At 58.0% G+C, this 18,122-nt stretch carries 19 protein-coding genes; 11 read left to right on the top strand and 8 right to left on the bottom strand.

Features of this window, described 5'->3' with window-relative positions:
* Positions 1 to 83: 83 nt before the first annotated feature.
* Positions 84 to 275 carry a hypothetical protein gene (locus tag AC1DUP_RS32695; RefSeq protein WP_477836808.1) on the bottom strand — a complete coding sequence of 64 codons (192 nt, stop codon included), beginning with the start codon at positions 273 to 275 and terminating at the stop codon, positions 84 to 86.
* Between the two features lie 203 nt (positions 276 to 478).
* Positions 479 to 829 carry a hypothetical protein gene (locus tag AC1DUP_RS32700; RefSeq protein ID WP_113307611.1) on the bottom strand — a complete coding sequence of 117 codons (351 nt, stop codon included), beginning with the start codon at positions 827 to 829 and terminating at the stop codon, positions 479 to 481.
* A gap of 270 nt (positions 830 to 1,099) precedes the next feature.
* On the opposite strand from AC1DUP_RS32700, the gene AC1DUP_RS32705 reads away from it, so the two are divergent.
* The 3 genes from AC1DUP_RS32705 to AC1DUP_RS32715 all read left to right on the top strand — a co-directional run bounded on the left by AC1DUP_RS32705 (position 1,100) and on the right by AC1DUP_RS32715 (position 4,837).
* Positions 1,100 to 2,332: an ATP-binding protein gene (locus AC1DUP_RS32705; protein ID WP_113307610.1), complete on the top strand. Its 1,233-nt coding sequence runs from the start codon at positions 1,100 to 1,102 to the stop codon at positions 2,330 to 2,332.
* A complete protein-coding gene (locus tag AC1DUP_RS32710) occupies positions 2,298 to 2,972 on the top strand; it encodes a response regulator (RefSeq protein WP_113307609.1) in 675 nt (224 codons plus the stop codon). The genes AC1DUP_RS32705 and AC1DUP_RS32710 overlap by 35 nt, the downstream gene beginning before the upstream one ends.
* An 86-nt stretch (positions 2,973 to 3,058) precedes the next feature.
* On the top strand, positions 3,059 to 4,837 hold the full coding sequence (locus AC1DUP_RS32715) for a hypothetical protein (RefSeq protein WP_113307608.1): 1,779 nt from the start codon (positions 3,059 to 3,061) through the stop codon (positions 4,835 to 4,837).
* A gap of 5 nt (positions 4,838 to 4,842) precedes the next feature.
* On the opposite strand, the gene AC1DUP_RS32720 is transcribed toward AC1DUP_RS32715, so the two are convergent.
* On the bottom strand, positions 4,843 to 5,808 hold the full coding sequence (locus AC1DUP_RS32720) for a hypothetical protein (RefSeq protein ID WP_113307607.1): 966 nt from the start codon (positions 5,806 to 5,808) through the stop codon (positions 4,843 to 4,845).
* A gap of 159 nt (positions 5,809 to 5,967) precedes the next feature.
* Between AC1DUP_RS32720 and AC1DUP_RS32725 the strand changes: the two genes are divergently transcribed.
* From AC1DUP_RS32725 to AC1DUP_RS32755, 7 genes are all read left to right on the top strand, one after another.
* Positions 5,968 to 6,612: a helix-turn-helix domain-containing protein gene (locus tag AC1DUP_RS32725; protein WP_477836809.1), complete on the top strand. Its 645-nt coding sequence runs from the start codon at positions 5,968 to 5,970 to the stop codon at positions 6,610 to 6,612.
* A 48-nt stretch (positions 6,613 to 6,660) separates the two neighbouring features.
* Positions 6,661 to 7,008 (top strand): hypothetical protein, encoded by a 348-nt coding sequence (locus AC1DUP_RS32730; RefSeq protein ID WP_113307605.1) that lies wholly within the window; start codon positions 6,661 to 6,663, stop codon positions 7,006 to 7,008.
* A gap of 297 nt (positions 7,009 to 7,305) precedes the next feature.
* Positions 7,306 to 7,911: a flavin reductase family protein gene (locus tag AC1DUP_RS32735; RefSeq protein ID WP_113307604.1), complete on the top strand. Its 606-nt coding sequence runs from the start codon at positions 7,306 to 7,308 to the stop codon at positions 7,909 to 7,911.
* A gap of 415 nt (positions 7,912 to 8,326) precedes the next feature.
* The gene (locus tag AC1DUP_RS32740) at positions 8,327 to 9,202 is read left to right on the top strand and encodes a carbohydrate ABC transporter permease (protein WP_113307603.1); all 876 of its coding nucleotides are present in this window, start codon (positions 8,327 to 8,329) and stop codon (positions 9,200 to 9,202) included.
* Complete coding sequence (locus tag AC1DUP_RS32745; protein ID WP_113307602.1) at positions 9,199 to 10,107, top strand: carbohydrate ABC transporter permease; 909 nt, start codon at positions 9,199 to 9,201, stop codon at positions 10,105 to 10,107. The genes AC1DUP_RS32740 and AC1DUP_RS32745 overlap by 4 nt, the downstream gene beginning before the upstream one ends.
* Before the next feature lie 4 nt (positions 10,108 to 10,111).
* The gene (locus AC1DUP_RS32750; protein WP_113307601.1) at positions 10,112 to 11,215 is read left to right on the top strand and encodes an ABC transporter ATP-binding protein; all 1,104 of its coding nucleotides are present in this window, start codon (positions 10,112 to 10,114) and stop codon (positions 11,213 to 11,215) included.
* 26 nt (positions 11,216 to 11,241) lie between these two features.
* Positions 11,242 to 12,489 carry an ABC transporter substrate-binding protein gene (locus tag AC1DUP_RS32755; protein WP_113307600.1) on the top strand — a complete coding sequence of 416 codons (1,248 nt, stop codon included), beginning with the start codon at positions 11,242 to 11,244 and terminating at the stop codon, positions 12,487 to 12,489.
* A 72-nt stretch (positions 12,490 to 12,561) separates the two neighbouring features.
* Here AC1DUP_RS32755 and AC1DUP_RS32760 read toward each other — a convergent pair whose 3' ends face one another.
* Positions 12,562 to 13,005 (bottom strand): VOC family protein, encoded by a 444-nt coding sequence (locus tag AC1DUP_RS32760; protein WP_113307599.1) that lies wholly within the window; start codon positions 13,003 to 13,005, stop codon positions 12,562 to 12,564.
* Positions 13,006 to 13,008: 3 nt separating this feature from the next.
* Positions 13,009 to 13,443, bottom strand: a complete 435-nt coding sequence (locus tag AC1DUP_RS32765) for a VOC family protein (protein WP_113307598.1) — start codon at positions 13,441 to 13,443, stop codon at positions 13,009 to 13,011.
* Between the two features lie 257 nt (positions 13,444 to 13,700).
* On the opposite strand from AC1DUP_RS32765, the gene AC1DUP_RS32770 reads away from it, so the two are divergent.
* The gene (locus AC1DUP_RS32770; RefSeq protein WP_477836810.1) at positions 13,701 to 14,573 is read left to right on the top strand and encodes an IclR family transcriptional regulator; all 873 of its coding nucleotides are present in this window, start codon (positions 13,701 to 13,703) and stop codon (positions 14,571 to 14,573) included.
* Between the two features lie 143 nt (positions 14,574 to 14,716).
* Here AC1DUP_RS32770 and AC1DUP_RS32775 read toward each other — a convergent pair whose 3' ends face one another.
* The 3 genes from AC1DUP_RS32775 to AC1DUP_RS32785 form a co-directional block, all read right to left on the bottom strand.
* Entirely contained in the window at positions 14,717 to 15,823 is a 1,107-nt protein-coding gene (locus AC1DUP_RS32775; protein ID WP_477836811.1) for a Gfo/Idh/MocA family protein, read from the bottom strand.
* A 27-nt stretch (positions 15,824 to 15,850) separates the two neighbouring features.
* Positions 15,851 to 16,780 carry a sugar phosphate isomerase/epimerase family protein gene (locus AC1DUP_RS32780; RefSeq protein WP_113296487.1) on the bottom strand — a complete coding sequence of 310 codons (930 nt, stop codon included), beginning with the start codon at positions 16,778 to 16,780 and terminating at the stop codon, positions 15,851 to 15,853.
* 192 nt (positions 16,781 to 16,972) lie between these two features.
* Positions 16,973 to 18,031 (bottom strand): substrate-binding domain-containing protein, encoded by a 1,059-nt coding sequence (locus tag AC1DUP_RS32785; protein ID WP_162747066.1) that lies wholly within the window; start codon positions 18,029 to 18,031, stop codon positions 16,973 to 16,975.
* Positions 18,032 to 18,122 lie beyond the last annotated feature (91 nt).

The following is an 18,122-nucleotide window of genomic DNA, read 5'->3' on the forward strand; positions in this document are numbered from 1 at the left end:
GCTCATGTCATTGATTGCAGACAAGGTGCAGTGCAGCATTTGTAATTTCCGAACCGTCCGGCCTATTAAGAATGCAGTTCCTTTCACTGAAGATCGGACGCGTCGCATCGCTGCATCTGCCATGCACGCCAATGGGTCGGGTGAACGTCCAGCGTCTCGCCGGTAAGCGCATTGGCCCATCCGCCAGGCAGACGCTGGCAGGGGAATACCAAGGCGTGGACACCTTCGTCGTCGATGACGGCGAGTTCTATATCCTCTTCGAACGGAGCTTCCATGACCAACCGCCACATCACCGATCCCTCCCCCGACGATGCACGAGTGTCGACCGGACAAGAGGCCATGGTTTCGGCATGCCAGTCACTCGGCCGGCGTGGTTTTTCCTGCCAGCGCGCGGATTCCGCGAAGACCTCCGCTATGTCCTGCCTTTCGATGGATTCTCGATAGCGCAGGCTTTTTCTTGGGAGCCTTACGTGCCCGCTCATTCGATGTAGAACGTCAGATTGCCGTTTCGGGCGCGTGTCACCCATTCGATCTGGTTGGGTGTCAATTTCTTGGCCTTCAGTTGCTGAACGAGCCACTGGTTGGCACGGATTGCCGTCCGGATTTCCTTGACATGTTCAGCACTGCCCGGCCTCGGCATTGCACCGACTTCAACTGCAGTTCGAAAACTGACGATTGAAAACCGCTTGTCGTGATAGGTTCTGATGTGCTCCGGCAGGTTTTCGGCCCAGTTCATGCGCCGGAATTCCTTGCGGTTCTGTTGGGCGTCGACAGGCGTCACAACCGACGCTGCGGTCGCAATTGCGATAGCAAGGGCAAACTTCCTCATCTTCCTGATCCCTCAAATGGCGATGTACCCATGGCTCCGAAGAGTAGCGGAACAATGAGCGCAGAGCATTGAGCCGGATCAATAGAGATGACGCCGAGCCGAAACGGTGGCGCACCGGACCTTCGGCCGGGCAATCCTGCGGGGAGAGACCAATAGAGTCTACGCGATACTACACCGAACATCCGTCCAAAGGTGGTAAACTTGCGTCATTGTTGGGAAAGGAGAGGCTGTCTGGGACTGAATAACTTCTCAAAGGGCGGAGTAGACACCATGTCCATCAAGGTGGAGGCATCGCAAGTTACTGAACACGGTCCCGCTGTCTCAAACCTTGCGGGACGAACTTCGTTCACGGAATCGCGAATGGCACGCGCTTTGTGCGAGGGAGAAAACGGGCCACGGTTGGAGTGGATCCGGCGACTTTATGAACGGATGCCGGATGCAGTGTTCTTCATCACTGACCGCCACGGAATTTCGGCCTGCAACAGGGCTGCGGTGACGCTGTTCGGCTACGAAGAAAGCGAGTTGCTCGGCCGCCAGATCGACTTCGTCTGGTCTTCGACGCCAGATGTTCAACTCAGTGGCCGCTGGGCAAGCCAGGGAGCAGTACGTGCCGGTCTGGCAATCACGAAGAACGGCGTTCAGTTCCCAACTGTCCTGACCATCATCAGGGAACAGGGCGAAAAAGGGGCCTTCGCTGTGGCGATCTTCGAGGACTTCCGGGCCGAGCGCGAGACATTGCAGCAGGTTCAGGAGCTTCAGAGGGAGCTGGCCCGTCTCGCAAGGGTGGTTACGCTTGGGGAAATGACATCGACGCTGGCTCATGAACTTTCCCAGCCGCTATCTTCGATCGCCGCCTACTCACAAGGTTGCGGGAGGCTTATGATGAAAGATCGCCGCCGTCACGGCGAGGAGCTTCGCGAAGCTCTGTCGGAAATTACGCAGCAAGCCTTATGGGCAGGAACGGTCGTCCAGAATATCAGAGATTTCGCGAGACGCGGTGCCTGCGAGAAAAAATTGGAGGTAATGCACGCGTTAATTTATGAGGCGGCGACGCTCGCACTCGCCGGGTCACCGCGGAATAACGTCCATATCGAGTATCAGCTTGAGGCCGAACGCGACATCGTCCTCGCCGACCGTGTCCAGATCGTGCAGGTGCTGACGAACCTTCTTCGCAATGCCCTGGACGCGACTGACAGTATCGAGCAACCCTATATCGTCATCCGCAGCAGAGGCGACGACTCATCTCATCTTGTCGTCGAAGTGTCTGACAACGGTTGCGGGATTGCCGCCGAGATGGAAGAGACGCTGTTTCGTCCCTTCGTGACCAGCAAGCCGCGAGGCCTCGGTATGGGCCTGGCATTGGCCAGGCGCATTATCGAAGCGCATGGCGGCTGTATTATCGCGCGCAACAGAATGGGGAGCGGCTCGACCCTCTCGTTTTCGCTTCCGCTAGTGGAGACAAAAGCCCATGGCGAACGACCTTACGATCCATCTCGTCGATGACGAGGAGTCGCTCAGACGATCCTTGACGTTCTTGCTGGTGTCGGCAGGTTTTGCGGTCCGCGCGCATAGCTGCGCAAAGGCCTTTCTGGAACGCCTGCCCCTTTCGGGGAGAAGTTGCCTTGTGACGGACCTCTGCATGCCACATGTCGACGGCATCGAATTGCTTCACCGCCTGCGCCGTTTCGGCATGGACGTTCCGGCGATCGTCATCACCGGCCAGGGCGATATTGCTGCGGCCGTTCAGGCGATGAAAGCGGGGGCATTCGATTTCCTGGAAAAGCCTGTTCGGGAAGAGGCGCTGATCGCAGCCATCAGCGGAGCAATGGCACAAGGGCGGCACGGCAGCGCGGTGGCCGATTGCGAAAGCGTTGCTGCGCGACTTCGCCAGCTCACGGACCGCGAACACCAGGTCCTCTCCGGCGTGCTCGATGGCTTACAGAACAAGATGATCGCTTATCACCTGGGTATCAGTTCGCGCACGGTGGAGGTCCACCGCGCCAATGTGATGGCGAAGATGGGCGCGCGCAATTTGGCAGAACTCATGCGTCTGGCCATGACCATCGAGGCGGCAGCGCAATCGATTGAAACCACGAGGAAAGCGCAGGCCGGGGACCGGTCAACGTATATGCGTCAATTCTAAAGCAAGTCTTGCAACCTCAGGCTCGTGCGCTAATATGCGTTAGACGAAACTTAAATAATTGCGTCATCTTTGTCGTAGGGGCGATCATGAGAAGCGCAAGTGTGAATGCTTTCAGCAGTCTTGGGCCGACGGCTGACGAGATTTGCCAGCAGGTCGAACGAATTCTCACAAGCGAGGAATTCCACGCGCCGAAGCGTGGGCGAAATTTCCTGGAATTCGTTGTCAATGAGACGCTAGCCGGTCGATCGGATTTCCTGAAAGCATTTACGATAGCAAATGTGGTTTTTGGCCGGGAAGCCTCGTTCGACCCGCAGAATGATCCGGTTGTCCGGATTGAGGCCGGTCGAATACGAAAGGCACTCGAGCGTTATTATCTCGTCGCGGGTCAGAGGGACGACGTCGTCATCACTGTGCCCAAAGGCGGATATGTCCCGCATTTCGAATATGCGCGGGGTGCGCCGGCCCTGACGGCGCCCGTCGAGATCCCCGACAATGTACTGAATGCGGAGTGCGTAAATCAAAATCACTCGTTTCAGGAAACACGTCGTCCGGGGTTAGTCACCCTTCCTGGTCTCGGAACTGCGCTGGCCGTCGTCCTCGCCCTTCTTCTCCTCGCTCTGGCGTCCGCATTGTCTTTGCGTGATGCTCCGACCGCAGCATTGCCGCTGGCCCCAGCTGAGCCAAGGGTGCTTGTCGAATTTTTTGCCGAAAGCAGCCCCGTTGACGCCGGCTCGGATATTGCGCTTGGTCTCAGGGACGACATTATCGGACAACTTGCCCAGTTCGATGACATCGTCGTGGTCGCCGATCCACTGCGTGGTGAGCACGCCGCCGAGGCCGACTACGCGCTCCAGGGCAATGTCCAGTTCGATGGAAGCAGGCTGCGTGCTGTTGCCAGGCTGGTGCGCCAACTGGATGGAGCCGTCATCTGGGCCAACAATTTCGATGCGGATCTTCAAGATCAGAACAAGCTTGCGATTCAAGGCAATGTCGCCCGGCAAGTCGCCAATGCGATCGCCCAGCCCTATGGTGCCATCTTTCAAACCGACGCGGATATGATAGCGCGACCGGCGCAGACGGGAGACCGGAGTGCCTATGCCTGTAGGCTCGCCTATTCCAGCTATCGTCAGACCATGACTGCGCAAAGTCACAGTTCAGCACGCGAATGCCTGCAACAGGCGACCCAGCGTTTCCCCGATAACGCGGTGTCCTGGGCGCTGCTGTCCATGGTCTATCTCGACGAACTCAGATTCCGCCACACGCTCGGTACATCATCGTCGAGCCAGCCTCTCGCATTGGCGAGCGCTGCTGTGGAGCGGGCAACATCGCTCGCGCCGGGCAACCCCCGCGTGCTGCAAGCGCAGATGCTGGTGAGCTTTTTCAGCGGAGATATCGACAAGGCCCTGAAGGCAGGCACAGCAGCCTATGCTGCAGACCCTGACGATGTGGAAGTTGCAGGCGAATACGGTCTTCGGCTGGCGATGTCGGGGAAATGGCAATCGGGCTGCGAGTTGCTGTCGATCGCCCTCAACAAGGGTGTTGGCACCCGAGGTTATTACGAGGTCGGCATGGCTTTGTGCGCGTTCATGAAAGGAGATATCGAAGAAGCCGAGCAGTGGTCGCGAAGGTCCGACCTCGACAATAATCCCATGCATCGCCTTGTGCTGCTATCCATTCTCGGAGCAGCCGGAAAGACGGATGAAGCCATGCAGGAACAGGACTGGCTCAATATCCACGCGCCGGCTTTGATGACGAATATCCGCCGGGAGGTCTCGTTCCGCCTGCAACGGCTGGAGGACCAGGAGCGGTTCCTGAACGGGCTGCGCGCCTCGGGACTGGTCGTTGACGCCGTATCTGCAAGGTAAGGCAGCTATGGATCGGCGCCTGCGCCGTTCAGTTTGCGGCTGTTCGAAATCTCCATAGCGATCTGTGCAGCGATCTCGTCCTCAACATCAAGAATGGTCTGACCGCGCAAGTCTCGATCATATTGATTTGCCCAGATAACCGTGCCGTCGACGTCATTTAACATGCGGACATGCAGATGAAGGATCATGCCCTCGACGGTCGCACTTCCCTGCAGGTTGAAAAGCGAGCCGGGGATTTCCGTTCCCGACCGGCCAGGGGCAAACACGATAAGGTTCTCTACCCTCATCAGCTTTGCAATCAGCTGATCAGCCAATCCCTTTACGAAATCGGCTCCATGCGCCGTGCCGCCGAGGGCGACGAAGGGTTCGACAACAATCCTGGTCTTGCTCTTCAACGTTGATGTGGCAGGGGCCGGTAACGTTCTTGGTGGGGAAAGATAGGCTTCGAGCGGACGGACAAGGGCGAGTATTGCCATTGCCCCAAACACCGCAGGGACGCCGATCGGCAACAGGAAATCTTGATAGCTCACCCGCCGCTCCTGACCGAGAGGCCGCCGCTTATTCTCGCGGTTCTGCGGGGCGGAAACCTCGCCTGCATTCGAACTGGCTTCCCCATTGGAAAACTGCGGCGCATAGCCTCCTTTGGGGAGGGTAATCCGGATCCGGTCACCATGTCCGCTGACGAGGTAGTATCGTTCGAGCGCGCGACGGATCCGCCCCGCTTCGATGCGGACAACCGGATCATTCTGTGCGTCGAAGGATGAATCGCGTCCAAAAACAGCCTGTGCAATCGTATAGGCCTTTAGCTGTTCGCTGCGCCCTTCAAGCGTCTCTTCAACAATATATTGCAGGAAGCGGCGCCCTCGCTCAGGGGCAAGGAACTCCGGACTGGCGAGTATCAGGTCAAGTTGCGCACGCACGCTTGCCGGGTCTTGAAGTGCGCGGTTGTCCCCTCCCTCTTCCGATGCCATCGATACCTCCCACGATATTTTCGTATCGCTCTCATCAAGGGGAACAGCTTTATACACCTGTCGGTGGTCGCGGGCTTCCGTAACAATACGTAAGGAGTATCTCGAATACCCGGGCGGGCAGCGATTGCTTATGCTGCGATGCGGATGGGGACGGCACACATGCTTCAAAACCAGACGATCGTAAAGCACACGACAGTTACAGGCCACCGCTATGGTAGTGCTGCCAGAACGGCGAAGGATCAATCGATCCGTCTCAAGGCCGACGAGACGATCTATAGCGAAGGCGAACACGCTCTTACGATCTACCAGGTCGAATCGGGCGCGGTGCGGATATACCGCCTCACGGCAAGCGGGCAGCGATATATTCTGTCTTTTTGCGGCAAGGGGGAATGGTTCGGACTCGAAACAGGCACTGTGCGAACCGATTTTGCAGAGACCGTCTGCGAAACCTGCATAAAGCCCTTTCGTGCCAATCAAAACGCAGTCATTCCCGTAGACCTTCTCCACATTGCCCTGACGAACCTCGCAAAGGCACAGCACAAACAGCTCGTCATTACCGAGCAAAGCGCATTGAAGCGCGTCGCCGCCTTTGTCTACGAAATGGCCGATCGTCATCCGGCAGATTGCGAATTCGATATGATGATGTCGCGCAGCGATATCGCCGACTACCTCGGACTGACGGTCGAAACCGTTGCCCGCTGCTTCACGAAACTTCGCAAAAAACGCATCCTCTGCCTGAACGGCAAACTGCAACGCATTGTTCGCCTTATTGACCGCGATGCACTCATCGCAATGGCGATCTAGCGGCAGCGATTTCGGACCAGTTGATCTTGCAAAAGGAGGGATTGAGCAATGAAGTACACATCCGGCCGAAGATCAAACGGATTGGCCAAAACGCTCTTTGCAGGCCTGGTCTCGCTGGTCGGGCTTCCACTCACCACGATCGAGGCGCAGGAAGATCCGTTCGATCAATTTCCATTGCTCATCCAGTGCAAGCACAAAGAAACCTATCACGCCTTCTATATATCGCGTATCTCCCCGGACGGTGTCGCGACCTATGTGGCATCTGAACGGATGGCAGGGACGATCACCCTGGACGGCCACGCGAAGGCAACCGGCGGCGCGGAGGGCGGCAGCTGCGTCGGCAAGACCTTGGCAGAGCTTCGCGCATCTCATCAAGCCTATGACCTGAAACGTTAGAGCATGTCGCGGGCGGCGATTTTGCAATAACGACATACGTCAAACAAGGACTTAAAGCGTAACAAGCCGATCTGCGAGATCGCGATACGTTTTCGCGCCTTCCGCGTGAACTGGCCTACAGCTCGATCATTTCACTTGCTCACCGGCGTGACCGGCACGATAACGACTGAGATGCGGAATGCCTTCGGTTTCGCGGCGCGTCCGCCGTCACCAGGAACCACATCGTTTCGCATCATCTTTCTTTGTCTCAGGCGCAGAGAAAGGTGGGAGTTGTGATTTCATCGTCGTGGGCTTCGAATGAACGAGCATGTGAAAGCCGTTGAACTCAAAAAGGCCTTTCGCCTGATCAACCATGGCCCAACGGTCCTGGTGTCGGCGCGCCATGACGGTATCGACAATGTCATGGCTGCCGCATGGTGCTGTGGTCTCGACATCGATCCGCCGAAGCTCACCGTCGTCGTCGACAAGATTGCTCAAACACGCACGCTGATCGAGGCGAGCGGACGCTTCGTCATCCAGGTGCCAACGGTCGCCCAGCTCTCGCTGACACGCGAAGTCGGGAACCGCACCTTGTATGAAGAGCCGGACAAGCTGCGGACGTCGGGCGTGTCGATTTTCGATATGCCGGGACAGGACCTGCCCTTCGTGGAAGGCTGCTCGGCGTGGCTCGCCTGTAAGCTGATCAATGAGCCTCATAACCAGGATGCCTACGACCTGTTTATCGGTGAGGTGACCGCGGCCTGGGCCGACGATCGTGTGTTCCGCAATGGGCGTTGGCACTTTGAAACGGCCGGCCCTGAGTGGCGCAGTCTGCACCACGTCGCCGGCGGCCATTTCTACGCGATCGGAGAAGCGCTTTCGGCTGAAGTCCAACCCACCGAAAGTGCATCGTCCTCACTCTGATGGGAAGATCAATTTACCCCTTGGTCGCTCCTGCCGTCAGCCCGCCCGGAAGAAGAGGAACAGGAGGGCGATCGGGACCGTCATCACCATGGAGGCGGCCATGACCGCTCCCAATCGGTGTTGAACTCGGTTGAGAACGCCGCAAGCCCGATCGGCAGTGAGCGTCGATCTCGTGCCTGAGCGGGCGAGACAGTATCTCCCGGAAGACGACCAGGCCTTCTTCGATTGATCGGCTGCGGCCGCCCTCTTATCCAACTTCAGCGTGAGCAATACCTCCGGGCTCAGCCAATTCTCATTGACATCGCCATTTTTTGGTCCCTATAGTTGATGCGTTATGAACTATATCCTGTTCATATAAGAACAGATTCTCAGCGAGCTGGAGGAGCGGAGCGCTGGTGATCTGAGGAGGAGGCTCATGGGAATCCGATGGAGCCGCGTCATCCCGCATCTGGCCGTTGCGCCTGCGGCGCTGTTGACGCTTGTCTTTTTCATTGGGGCGATAGGCTGGACCGTCTATCTCTCGTTCACGGCGTCCAGACGCTTCCCCGACTATGAATTGGTCGGCTGGAAGCAATATTGGCGGCTGTTTCACGATCCCTCCTGGACCCTGGCGTTGCAGAACCTCGTCATCTTTGCCGTTGGCAGCCTGTTGTCGATCGTGATGGGTTTCATTCTCGCTGCGCTGATCGACAAGGAAGTGCATGGCGAAGGCATCTTCCGCACGGTTTTTCTCTACCCGCTTGCCGTCTCGCTGATCGTTACTGGCCTCGTCTGGCGCTGGCTCTTCAATCCGGGCCTTGGCGTTGAAAACGTTCTTCATTCGATGGGTTGGGAGAGCGCCTCCTTCGACTGGCTCGCGAGCCAGGACACGGTGATGTTCGGCGTCATCCTGGCGGCTGTCTGGCAATCGACCGGCTTCTTCATGGCGTTGATGCTCGCCGGCCTGAAGTCGATCAATACCGAGATCTGGCAGGCCGCCCGCCTCGATGGCGTGCCCTTTTGGCGGCTCTATATCGAGGTCATCATTCCCATGATGAAGCTCACCTTCCTGACCTGCATCATCCTGCTCTGCATCGGCGTGGTGAAGGCCTATGACATCATCGTTGCCATGACCAATGGCGGACCCGGTGGCGCATCGGTCATGCCTGCCTATTTCGTCATCGACGCCTATTGGCAGAAGCAGAATCTCGGCTTCGCCTCGGCAGGTGCCACCGTCATGCTGCTCACGACCCTCGTGCTCTTCCTGCCGCTCGTCATTCTCACCGCCATCCGGCAAAGGAGGGAGGCATGACGGCGATCGCAGCGACATCACAATCGCGCCGCGAGACGAGAGTGCGCCGGCGTCCGCTGATCCGGCCGAACCGGGTGGTGATCTTCGTCTTCCTGCTGATGGCGGCCGCCTTCTTCGCGGTCCCGCTCTACGTCATCATCGTGACATCCTTCAAGACGATGGATCAGATCCGCGAAGGGCAGATATTCTCCCTGCCCTCGCCCTGGACGACTGATGCGTGGTCCTACGCCTGGATGCAGGCTTGTTCAGGTATGAACTGCAACGGCGTGCGCATCGGCTTCATCAATTCGCTCTATATTCTTGCTCCCAGTCTGGTCCTGACGATCTCGCTGTCGATCGTCACCGGCTACGGGCTGGCCCTCTGGAACATCAAATGGGCGAACGGCTTCCTGTTCGTGCTTTTCATCTGCGCCTTCGTGCCGTTCCAGATCATCATGTATCCGTTGATCAAGATCGCCGGCGCGCTGCATATCTACGGTACGACATTCGGCATCGCCGTCATTCACAGCGTCCTGTCGCTGCCCTTCCTCACATTGATTTTCCGAAATTATTTCAAGGGAATGCCGCCGCAGATCATCGCTGCGGCGATGATCGATTCCGGTTCTTTCTGGCGGATCTTCTTCGAGATCGTCCTGCCGATGTCCGGCAATATCATGATCGTCGTGCTGATCCTGATGATCACGGGAATCTGGAACGACTTCCTGGTCGGACTCACCTTCGGCGCCCAAGACACGCAGCCGATGACGGTTGTGCTCAATAACATCACGGTGACGACGACGGGCGCCAAGAATTACGCGGTCGACATGGCCTCGGCGCTGCTGACCGCCCTGCCGCCGCTCGTCATCTACTTCGTTCTCGGCAGGTTCTTCGTGCAGGGCATCACTGCCGGCGCCATCAAGGGATAGAGGCATGCCTTCCATCGCATTCAACAATATCGTCAAGAAGTTCGGTGCACTGACAGTTATCGAGAACCTGAACCTCAGCATCGGCGACGGAGAATTTCTGGTCCTGCTCGGGCCGTCCGGCTGCGGCAAGACTACGCTGCTCAATCTTCTGGCCGGCCTACTGGAGATCGACGACGGGGAAATCCTGATCGACGAGCGGGATGTCAGCTATCTCGATCCCAAGGATCGGGGCCTTGCCATGGTCTTCCAGTCCTACGCGCTCTATCCCACCAAAACTGTGCGCGGGAACATGAATTTTGGGCTGACGTCGCGCGGCATCTCGCGGGCGGAAGCAGACAAACGGATCGCCTGGGCAGCGAAGCTGCTGCAGATCGAACACCTGCTCGATCGCAAGCCATCGCAACTCTCCGGCGGCCAGCGCCAGCGCGTGGCGATCGGCCGGGCGCTGGTCAAGCAATACGGGGTCTGCCTGTTCGACGAGCCACTTTCGAACCTCGATGCCAAGCTACGCAACGAGATGCGCATGGAGATAAAAAAGCTCCACAACCAGCTCAGGAACACCGTTGTCTATGTCACCCACGACCAGGTGGAGGCCATGACGATGGCCACCAAAATCGCCGTAATGAACAAGGGCGTCATCCAGCAATTCGGCACGCCGGACGAAATCTACAACGAACCGGCCAATCTCTTCGTCGCCGACTTCGTCGGCTCACCGGCCATGAACCTGCTCGACTGCGTCGTTAGACAGGAAGGCAGCGATCTCGTCGCCGTGGATGAGAAGGACAGCATCCGCATCAATCTCGGCGAATATAAATGGAAGGTTGGCGCCGACGACGGCAAGCCAGTCAAGATCGGCTTCCGTGCCGAGGAATTGCTGATCGAGGAGCGCGCGGATGCAGGCAACACCGTCCGCTTCGACTGCCCGGTCGAATATTTCGAAAAATCTGGGCCTGACGCCTTCGCGTTCCTGACCATGTCGGGAAAGAGCATCGCCGTGCGCATCGATGGTCGTGATGCAAACCGCTATCGAGGCAAACCGGCTCTGCCCGTTTATCTGCCGCTGACCAAGTTGAACGTCTTCGATGCGCCGACCGGCCGGCGGCTGTGACCAGATTCAAAAGGGAGGAATGTTGCATGACAAAATGGAAATCGCTGAAGGGGCTATCGCTCCTGCTTGCCGCGACGACACTTGCCGCAAACGCCTGGGCAGATGAAGTCGTCGTCTATCACACTTGGTCAAAGCCCTCGGAAATCGCGGCTCTCGGCGTTCTCAGGGATGCCTGGGCAAAGGACGGCCACCAATGGAAAGACCTGTCCATCGCCCATGACTCCGGCGCCAATGTCAGCCTCATGAACATGATCACCGGCGGCAATCCGCCTGCGGTCTTCATGAATTCCGATCCCGGCATCTATCGGGATCTGAACAAGCAGGGCCTCGGCGTGCCGCTCACCAAGCTGTTCGACAGCATCGGCGCCACGAAGAATTTCCCGCCCTCGGTTCTGAAAAACATCACCGTCGACGGTGAGATCATGAAGGCGCCGGCGACAGTGCATATCGACGGCATGGTCTATTACAACAAGCATGTGGCGGAAGCCGCCGGTGTCGATCCGAAGTCTTGGAAATCGCTTGACGACCTCTTCGCGGATTTCGACAAGGTCAAGGCGGCCGGTTACATCCCGATTGCACAGGGCGGCGACCAATTCCAGAAGGCCTATCTGCTGCAGGCCTTGATCGCTTCCGAGGAGGGTCCCGCGATCTACGATCGTTTCTATGGTGAAAAACCGGACCGCACAGTGATCGATACGCCTGAGATGCGGGCGGCGCTCAAACGCTTCCGCCAGATCGCCGACCACACGGATACGGGCTCCCCCAACCGCCAGTGGAACGACACGACCAATCTCGTGATCACCGGCAAGGCCCTGCTTCAGATTCATGGCGACTGGATGAAAGGCGAGTTCGTCGCCGCGCAGAAGAAGCTGGGCACGGATTTCGACTGCATCAATATTCCCGGCACCAAGGCTGTCGTCGTCACTGTTGATTCCTGGGGTTTCCTCAACACGAACAACGCTGACACCGCAAAAGCCCAGGAAGACTTCGCCAAGCTCGATGTCGATCCGAAGCTCAATGCCGAGTTCGTCTTGAAGAAGGGTGCAAGCCCTGTTCGTACCGATGCCGATACGACAAACCTTGATGCCTGCAACAAGCTCGTCCTGGAAACGCTGAAGGACCCGACGAAGCAGGTTTCCAACCCCTTCAATACGGCCGACGCCGACTGGTATCGCACCATCTGGCAGGAAGCCGACAAATACTGGAGTGATCCGAAGCGGACTGATGACGAATTTGTGCAGGCGATGCAAGACGCCTACGACCAGATCTTCTGAAACAGCGCAAAAACAACCCGGCAGATCGCTGCCGGGTTGTTTTAGTTATCAACTTGTCGCTAAACAGTCTAATCAGACTGATTCTTTGCGCAACCGTTTGATGGCCTGTAGCTGAATGCAATCGGGCGCCATCTCCATAACTTCGATCTGCGTGCCATCAGGGTCCTCGATCCATCCCCCGCGATTGCCGTCGATGCCGATTTTGGTCGGCCGCGGCTTGCTCGGCTGGATGCCGACTTTCGCAAGCTCCTCAAATGTCTTGTCGATATCTTCGACAGTGAGGCAGATATGGAAGATGCCGATGACGTCTGGGCCGGCTTCCGGCCGCTTTACGCCCTTTGGGAAAAGCTCCAGATACTGATCGTCGTTGATGCGCAGATAGACGATCCACGCCTCTCCCTTATCGTTGAGCAGTCGCGTCATCTCGCGAAAGCCGAGCTTCTGGTAAAAGGCCAAGGACGTGTCGAGGTCGTTGACGCGCAATGCGATATGGCCGAGATGCTTGAAAAGATCCATGGCTCAGCCTCGTCCGTTGATACGGCGAATGGCAGCCGTCTGCATGGCGTCTGCGCCGAGCTGCATCAGCTCGATGCGGTTGCCTTCCGGATCTGCGATCCATGCCTGATAATTGTTGTCGACGCCGAGCTTCTTTTCAGCCGTCAGGACCACGCCGCGGCTGGTGATATCGGCGATCGCCTCGTCGATGTTTTCGACTTCGAGGCAGAGATGATTATAGCCGACATTGGCAAAAGGCGGCGCACTGTCGCCGACGCCCTCGGGAAACAGTTCGATGAACTGCGTATCGGTGATTTTGAGGTAGACGATCCACAGGCGGCCGTCGCGCTCCAGCCGGAACATTTCGTCGAAGCCCAGCTTGTTGACATAGAAGTCGAGCGAGCTGTCGATGTTGTTCACACTGACGGCCACATGTCCGATCGATTTCACGCTCTTCATTGCATCCTCCTCCGTATTTCCGTTTCACTGCGCGTGCTGAAGCAGCCGCGCGCCGAACCTCCGATCCGGCACATTCCAGGAAGGCCGCGTCGGGAATATTACGACGTGACGTTTCCTATTTGAACTGATATAAGTTCATCCAAGAATTTATCGGCATTCTCATGCCGGAGTCAATCGGAAGGAGCCGCGATTGCGTGAACTCCATGCATTGCTTATGGAAGGCGAAGCATTGCCTGATGGGGTTCGCAGGATTTTCAATGACGGACATTAGTGAAGACGCAGCGCAGAAGTATCGTATCCCCGTCATCGAGCAGATGGTGGAGGTCTTTGCCCTCCTGGAACGCACGCCGGAGGGAGCGACGATCCGCGATGTGGTCAAAGCTGTGCGGCTGTCACGCACCACCGTCTACCGTATGCTGAACACGCTCAGCGCCTACGATTTCGTGCATCGTTCGCCGGCCGGAAGCTACACGCTCGGCAGGCGCCTTCTGACACTTGCGGCCCATGTCGCCCCGACCGTTGCCAGTTACGATCTGCTGGCGATCGCGCAGCCGCATCTGAACAAGATCTCCGAGCTTCTGGGTGAAGGCAGCAAGCTGACGGTGCCATCAGGCGACAATATTTTGGTCGTTGCTTCGGCGCAGGGGCATGGCCAATATGCGCTGTCGGCGACGGCTGGCCAGCGGCTGCCGTTTCATGCCGGTGCTGCCGGTAAAATCCTGCTTGCCTTTTCGTTGCAGGAGGACATCGAGCGGCGCCTGACCAAGCTCGAACGCTTTACCAACCAGACGATCACCGATCCCACGAAGATGCTTGAGGAGCTTGCGCTGATCCGCAAGCAGAATTGGGCACGGGACATGGGAGAGCAGATGTCAGGTGTTCATGCGATCGCAGCCCCGGTGAGGGATCACCAAGACACGGTCATTGCAGCCGTCAGTGTTCCCTTCGTCACGGGCGTGGACGAAAAACGCGTGACTGATATCCGGCAAGCGGTGATCGCCGCTGCACAATCGATCACCAACGACATCCGATCGGCGACCCCCGCAATGCCGTCAGTCGATCTGATCGACGAGAAGCCGGTGCCAAGGCGCGCGCCCGCGAAGACGGCGGCCAAACCGAAGCAGAGATAGAGGTCTGGCGAACCTCCACGCTCAAAGCAGGCCGCGTTCAAAGATCACCTCGACGGCTAGCCGCAATCTCCGAAAGCTTGGCTTCTTCCCGGAGACGAATGGTGCATTCGCGCGTCGCTCGCCTGACCGTCCGGGAGGAAGACTTACGTGAATTTGCCTTCCTTCAAATGCCGGGGAATCGGGTCCGGACGGCCGCAGCTGCTGCGGATGGTAACCGCTCGTTTCGATTGGGCTGACCGTTCAAAAGCAGTCATGACTTCAAGGGCATGGAAGGCGAGTTCCGAGGAGACGCGATGCGGCCTGCCGGAGCGCAGCGAATCCACCATTTCGGCAGCACCCAATCCCCTAAGACCCAGATGGCCTGGAACACCTTCGACATAGGGATGGTCGACGGCCACCTCTTCCCAGGCTTCGTCGCCCTCGGTGAAGATCTCGACCTTGCCGGTGAAGTTGTTCGGGTCCGGCGTCACCATCGAGCCCTTGGAACCATAGATCTCGATCTGGTTGTGCTTGTGCCTGATGACGTCAAAGCTCGTGGCGATCGTTACGGTCGCGCCGCTATGGAATTCCATGACGCCGGTCAGATGCGTCGGCGTCAGCACCTTGATCGTCTCGCCGAAACGTGGCTGCGTCTTCACAGTCCGCTCTATGCGGGTGACCTTGGCAGCGCCGAAGACCTCGCGGACCGGCCCGAGAAGGGCAATCAGATTGGTGACGTAATAGGGGCCGACATCGAGCATCGGCCCGCCGCCGCGACCGTAGAAGAAGGCCGGATTGGGATGCCAATGCTCATGACCTGGCAGAAGCAGCATGGCGGTTGCGGAAATCGCCGTACCGATGCGGCCTTCGTCGTAAAGGCGGCGCGTCAACTGATGACCGCCGCCAAGGAACGTATCGGGCGCGCAGCCGAGCCGCAGATCACCAGCGCGGGCAAGCGCCATCAGTTCCTCGGCTTCCTCCATGGAAACCCCGAGCGGCTTTTCCGAATAGACATGTTTGCCGGCAAGCAGCGCCCTCTTGCTGATCGAATAATGGGCGGTCGGCGTGGTCAAGTTGATGATGAGGCCGATCTCGGGATCGGCGAACATTGCGTCAAGCGACACCGATTGAACGCCGAACTGCTCGGCGAGCTTGCGCGCCGGTTCCTCATAGAGGTCGTAGATCGACTTCACACGAATGAAGTCGAACATATGCAGCGTCGCGACATAGGTGGCGCTGATGTTTCCGGCACCGACAATGCCGACTTTCATGGGGCTGCTCCCGCTCATTCTGGCTCCTCAGGCGATGATGATGTCGAGTTCGGCGGCACAGTCGCGCAGATAGCGAATGCCGCGTCTCATTTCGGAATCGAATTCCGGCGTCGCTTCACGAAAATGCGTCCAGTGCGACGCGCCGGGCGCATCCTCAAGCTCCAGCGTGATTGGGCCGGAATAGCTTATGGTGCGCAGGGCTGCAAAAATCGCCTTCCAGTCGATCTTGCCGCGACCGGGGCGCCAGTGGGCATTGGTGTGCCCTTCATTGTCGGAGAAGTGCGTGTTGTAGATCCGGTCGCCGAGTTGCAGCACCACGTAATGCGGCATGTCGCCTGCGGGGAAGAGATGGCTGGGGTCGAAATTGAGGCCGAGATTGGGAGCGCCGGTACGCTCGATCAATCGCAGCATGCCCTGCCCCGAACTGACCCAGCGATAAGGATGTGGCTCGATGGCGACACGCAGCCCGGCATCCGCGGCAATGGCGCAGGCGGCCGCAAAGCCTTCGACGACGACCTCATATTCCTGTGCCCAATCCCATTCGGGCTTCACGGCAGCCGACCATTCCTGGGCCGTCGGTCGCTGCAGGATCGGCCTGATATCCGATTGGAAAGGGTAAGGCGTCATGCTTGTCATGATCGGTGTGCCGATCTTTGCTGCCAGCTCGACGCCGCGCTTATAGGCATCGAGGTCCACACGGGAGACAGGCGCGCCGTCATCACGTGAAAATGGCAGATTGTAGAAGAAGTTGGTCAGCGTCAGCCCTTCACCGTCGGCGATCGACTTGAGTTCACGGATCGTCTCGTCGGTGTAATAGCCGAGCATGTCGACCGACCATGCAGTCAGCTCGAACCCTTTGCAACCGGTGGCCGCCAGCCGCCGCAAAGGCGCTGCATAAGGCGGATTCCAGTTGAACGTCCAAATTGGCGAGCCGAAAAAAAGTGCTTGAGCACCCACGCCGTCCTCCCTCTTTTTCACCCTTTGGGCGCTCCAACCCGCTCCAAAAGTCGATTTGTAACGTTACGAATGCATCGCAAACCCTATGTTGTCAATGTTATCAGCTAAGGAATTTTAGCCGCATGGGGCAAGGAAATGTGAATTCGTAACGTTACGAACGACTTGAACTGCACAGGATTTCTTTGGGGATTTTTAGCGAAGGCTGAATTCGCTACGGCGCTCAAGAAAGCTGGCGCGAACGACCTCGTTCAGGCCCGACGCCGCCTCCCCCCGCATCGATCTGTAGAGAAGATCGCCAAGGCGCTGTCCGATGATGAAATTTGGAAAATAATAGGTGCTGAGAGGGGGAGTATAGAAGTCATGAAGGCGGCTACCGGAATAGGTCAGGATTGAAAAATCCTCTCCAACCTTTCGGCCGAGATCGGCAAGGCCGGAGACAAAACCGAGGGCTGCCTCGTCGCTTGCGACGAACGCACTGGTGACCCGGGGATATTTAGCAAGCGCATCCACGGCGATCTTCTTGCCGCTGTCAGGCGTGGTTGCGGTGAAGAACATCCGCTCGTCGGGAACGGTCAAGTTCCTGCGGTTGAACTCCGCTGTCCAGCCTTTGATGAATTGCAGGCTGTAGGTGAATTGGCTCGATGGGGCAACGAGCAGTGGCGCCTTGTGCCCGGCATCGAGCAAACGCGCCGCCGCAGCTGCGCCGATCTCCTCGTGATCGATATCGATGCTCGGATGTTTGCTGAGCAGTTCGGTCCGGCCGAAGGTGACGAAGGGCATTCCGACTTCCAGCAGGTATTTCACCCGGTCGTCCTGCGGCCGCGTATGCGTGAGGATGACGCCGTCGACCGTTCCTTCCTCGACGAGATCCCTCACCGTTGCGAGCGGGTCGTCAGCCTGAAACTGCGGGACGACCGTCGTGCGGTAGCCATATTGTTTCATCGCGCCGCAAAAACCCTCGATCAGCGAAGCGACGACGATATTCATCTCGCCATCCCGATAAAACGGCATGATGACGCCGACGGCATGGGTCTTGCCCGTTCTCAGATTGATGCCGCCGAGATTCGGACGGTAGCCGAGCTCGGATGCAGCTTTCTTGACGAGGTCGATCGTCTCGCGATTGACCTCGGGGCCATCCTTCAATGCGCGACTGACGGTCGTGACGGAGAGGCCGAGCGATTTCGCCACGGTGCGCAGGGTCACCCGCTGTGCAGCCCTGCGGGATGCCGCCAGTTTCGCTTGATCCGCCACGCAGGTTTCCTCCACTTCGACAGCCAACACCGTTACAGCAATACCGCGATGTCTAACCTATCGCGCGAGTTGCGTCCAAAGGGAGCTGTCA

This window comes from Rhizobium sp. 01L419 (assembly GCF_056400025.1).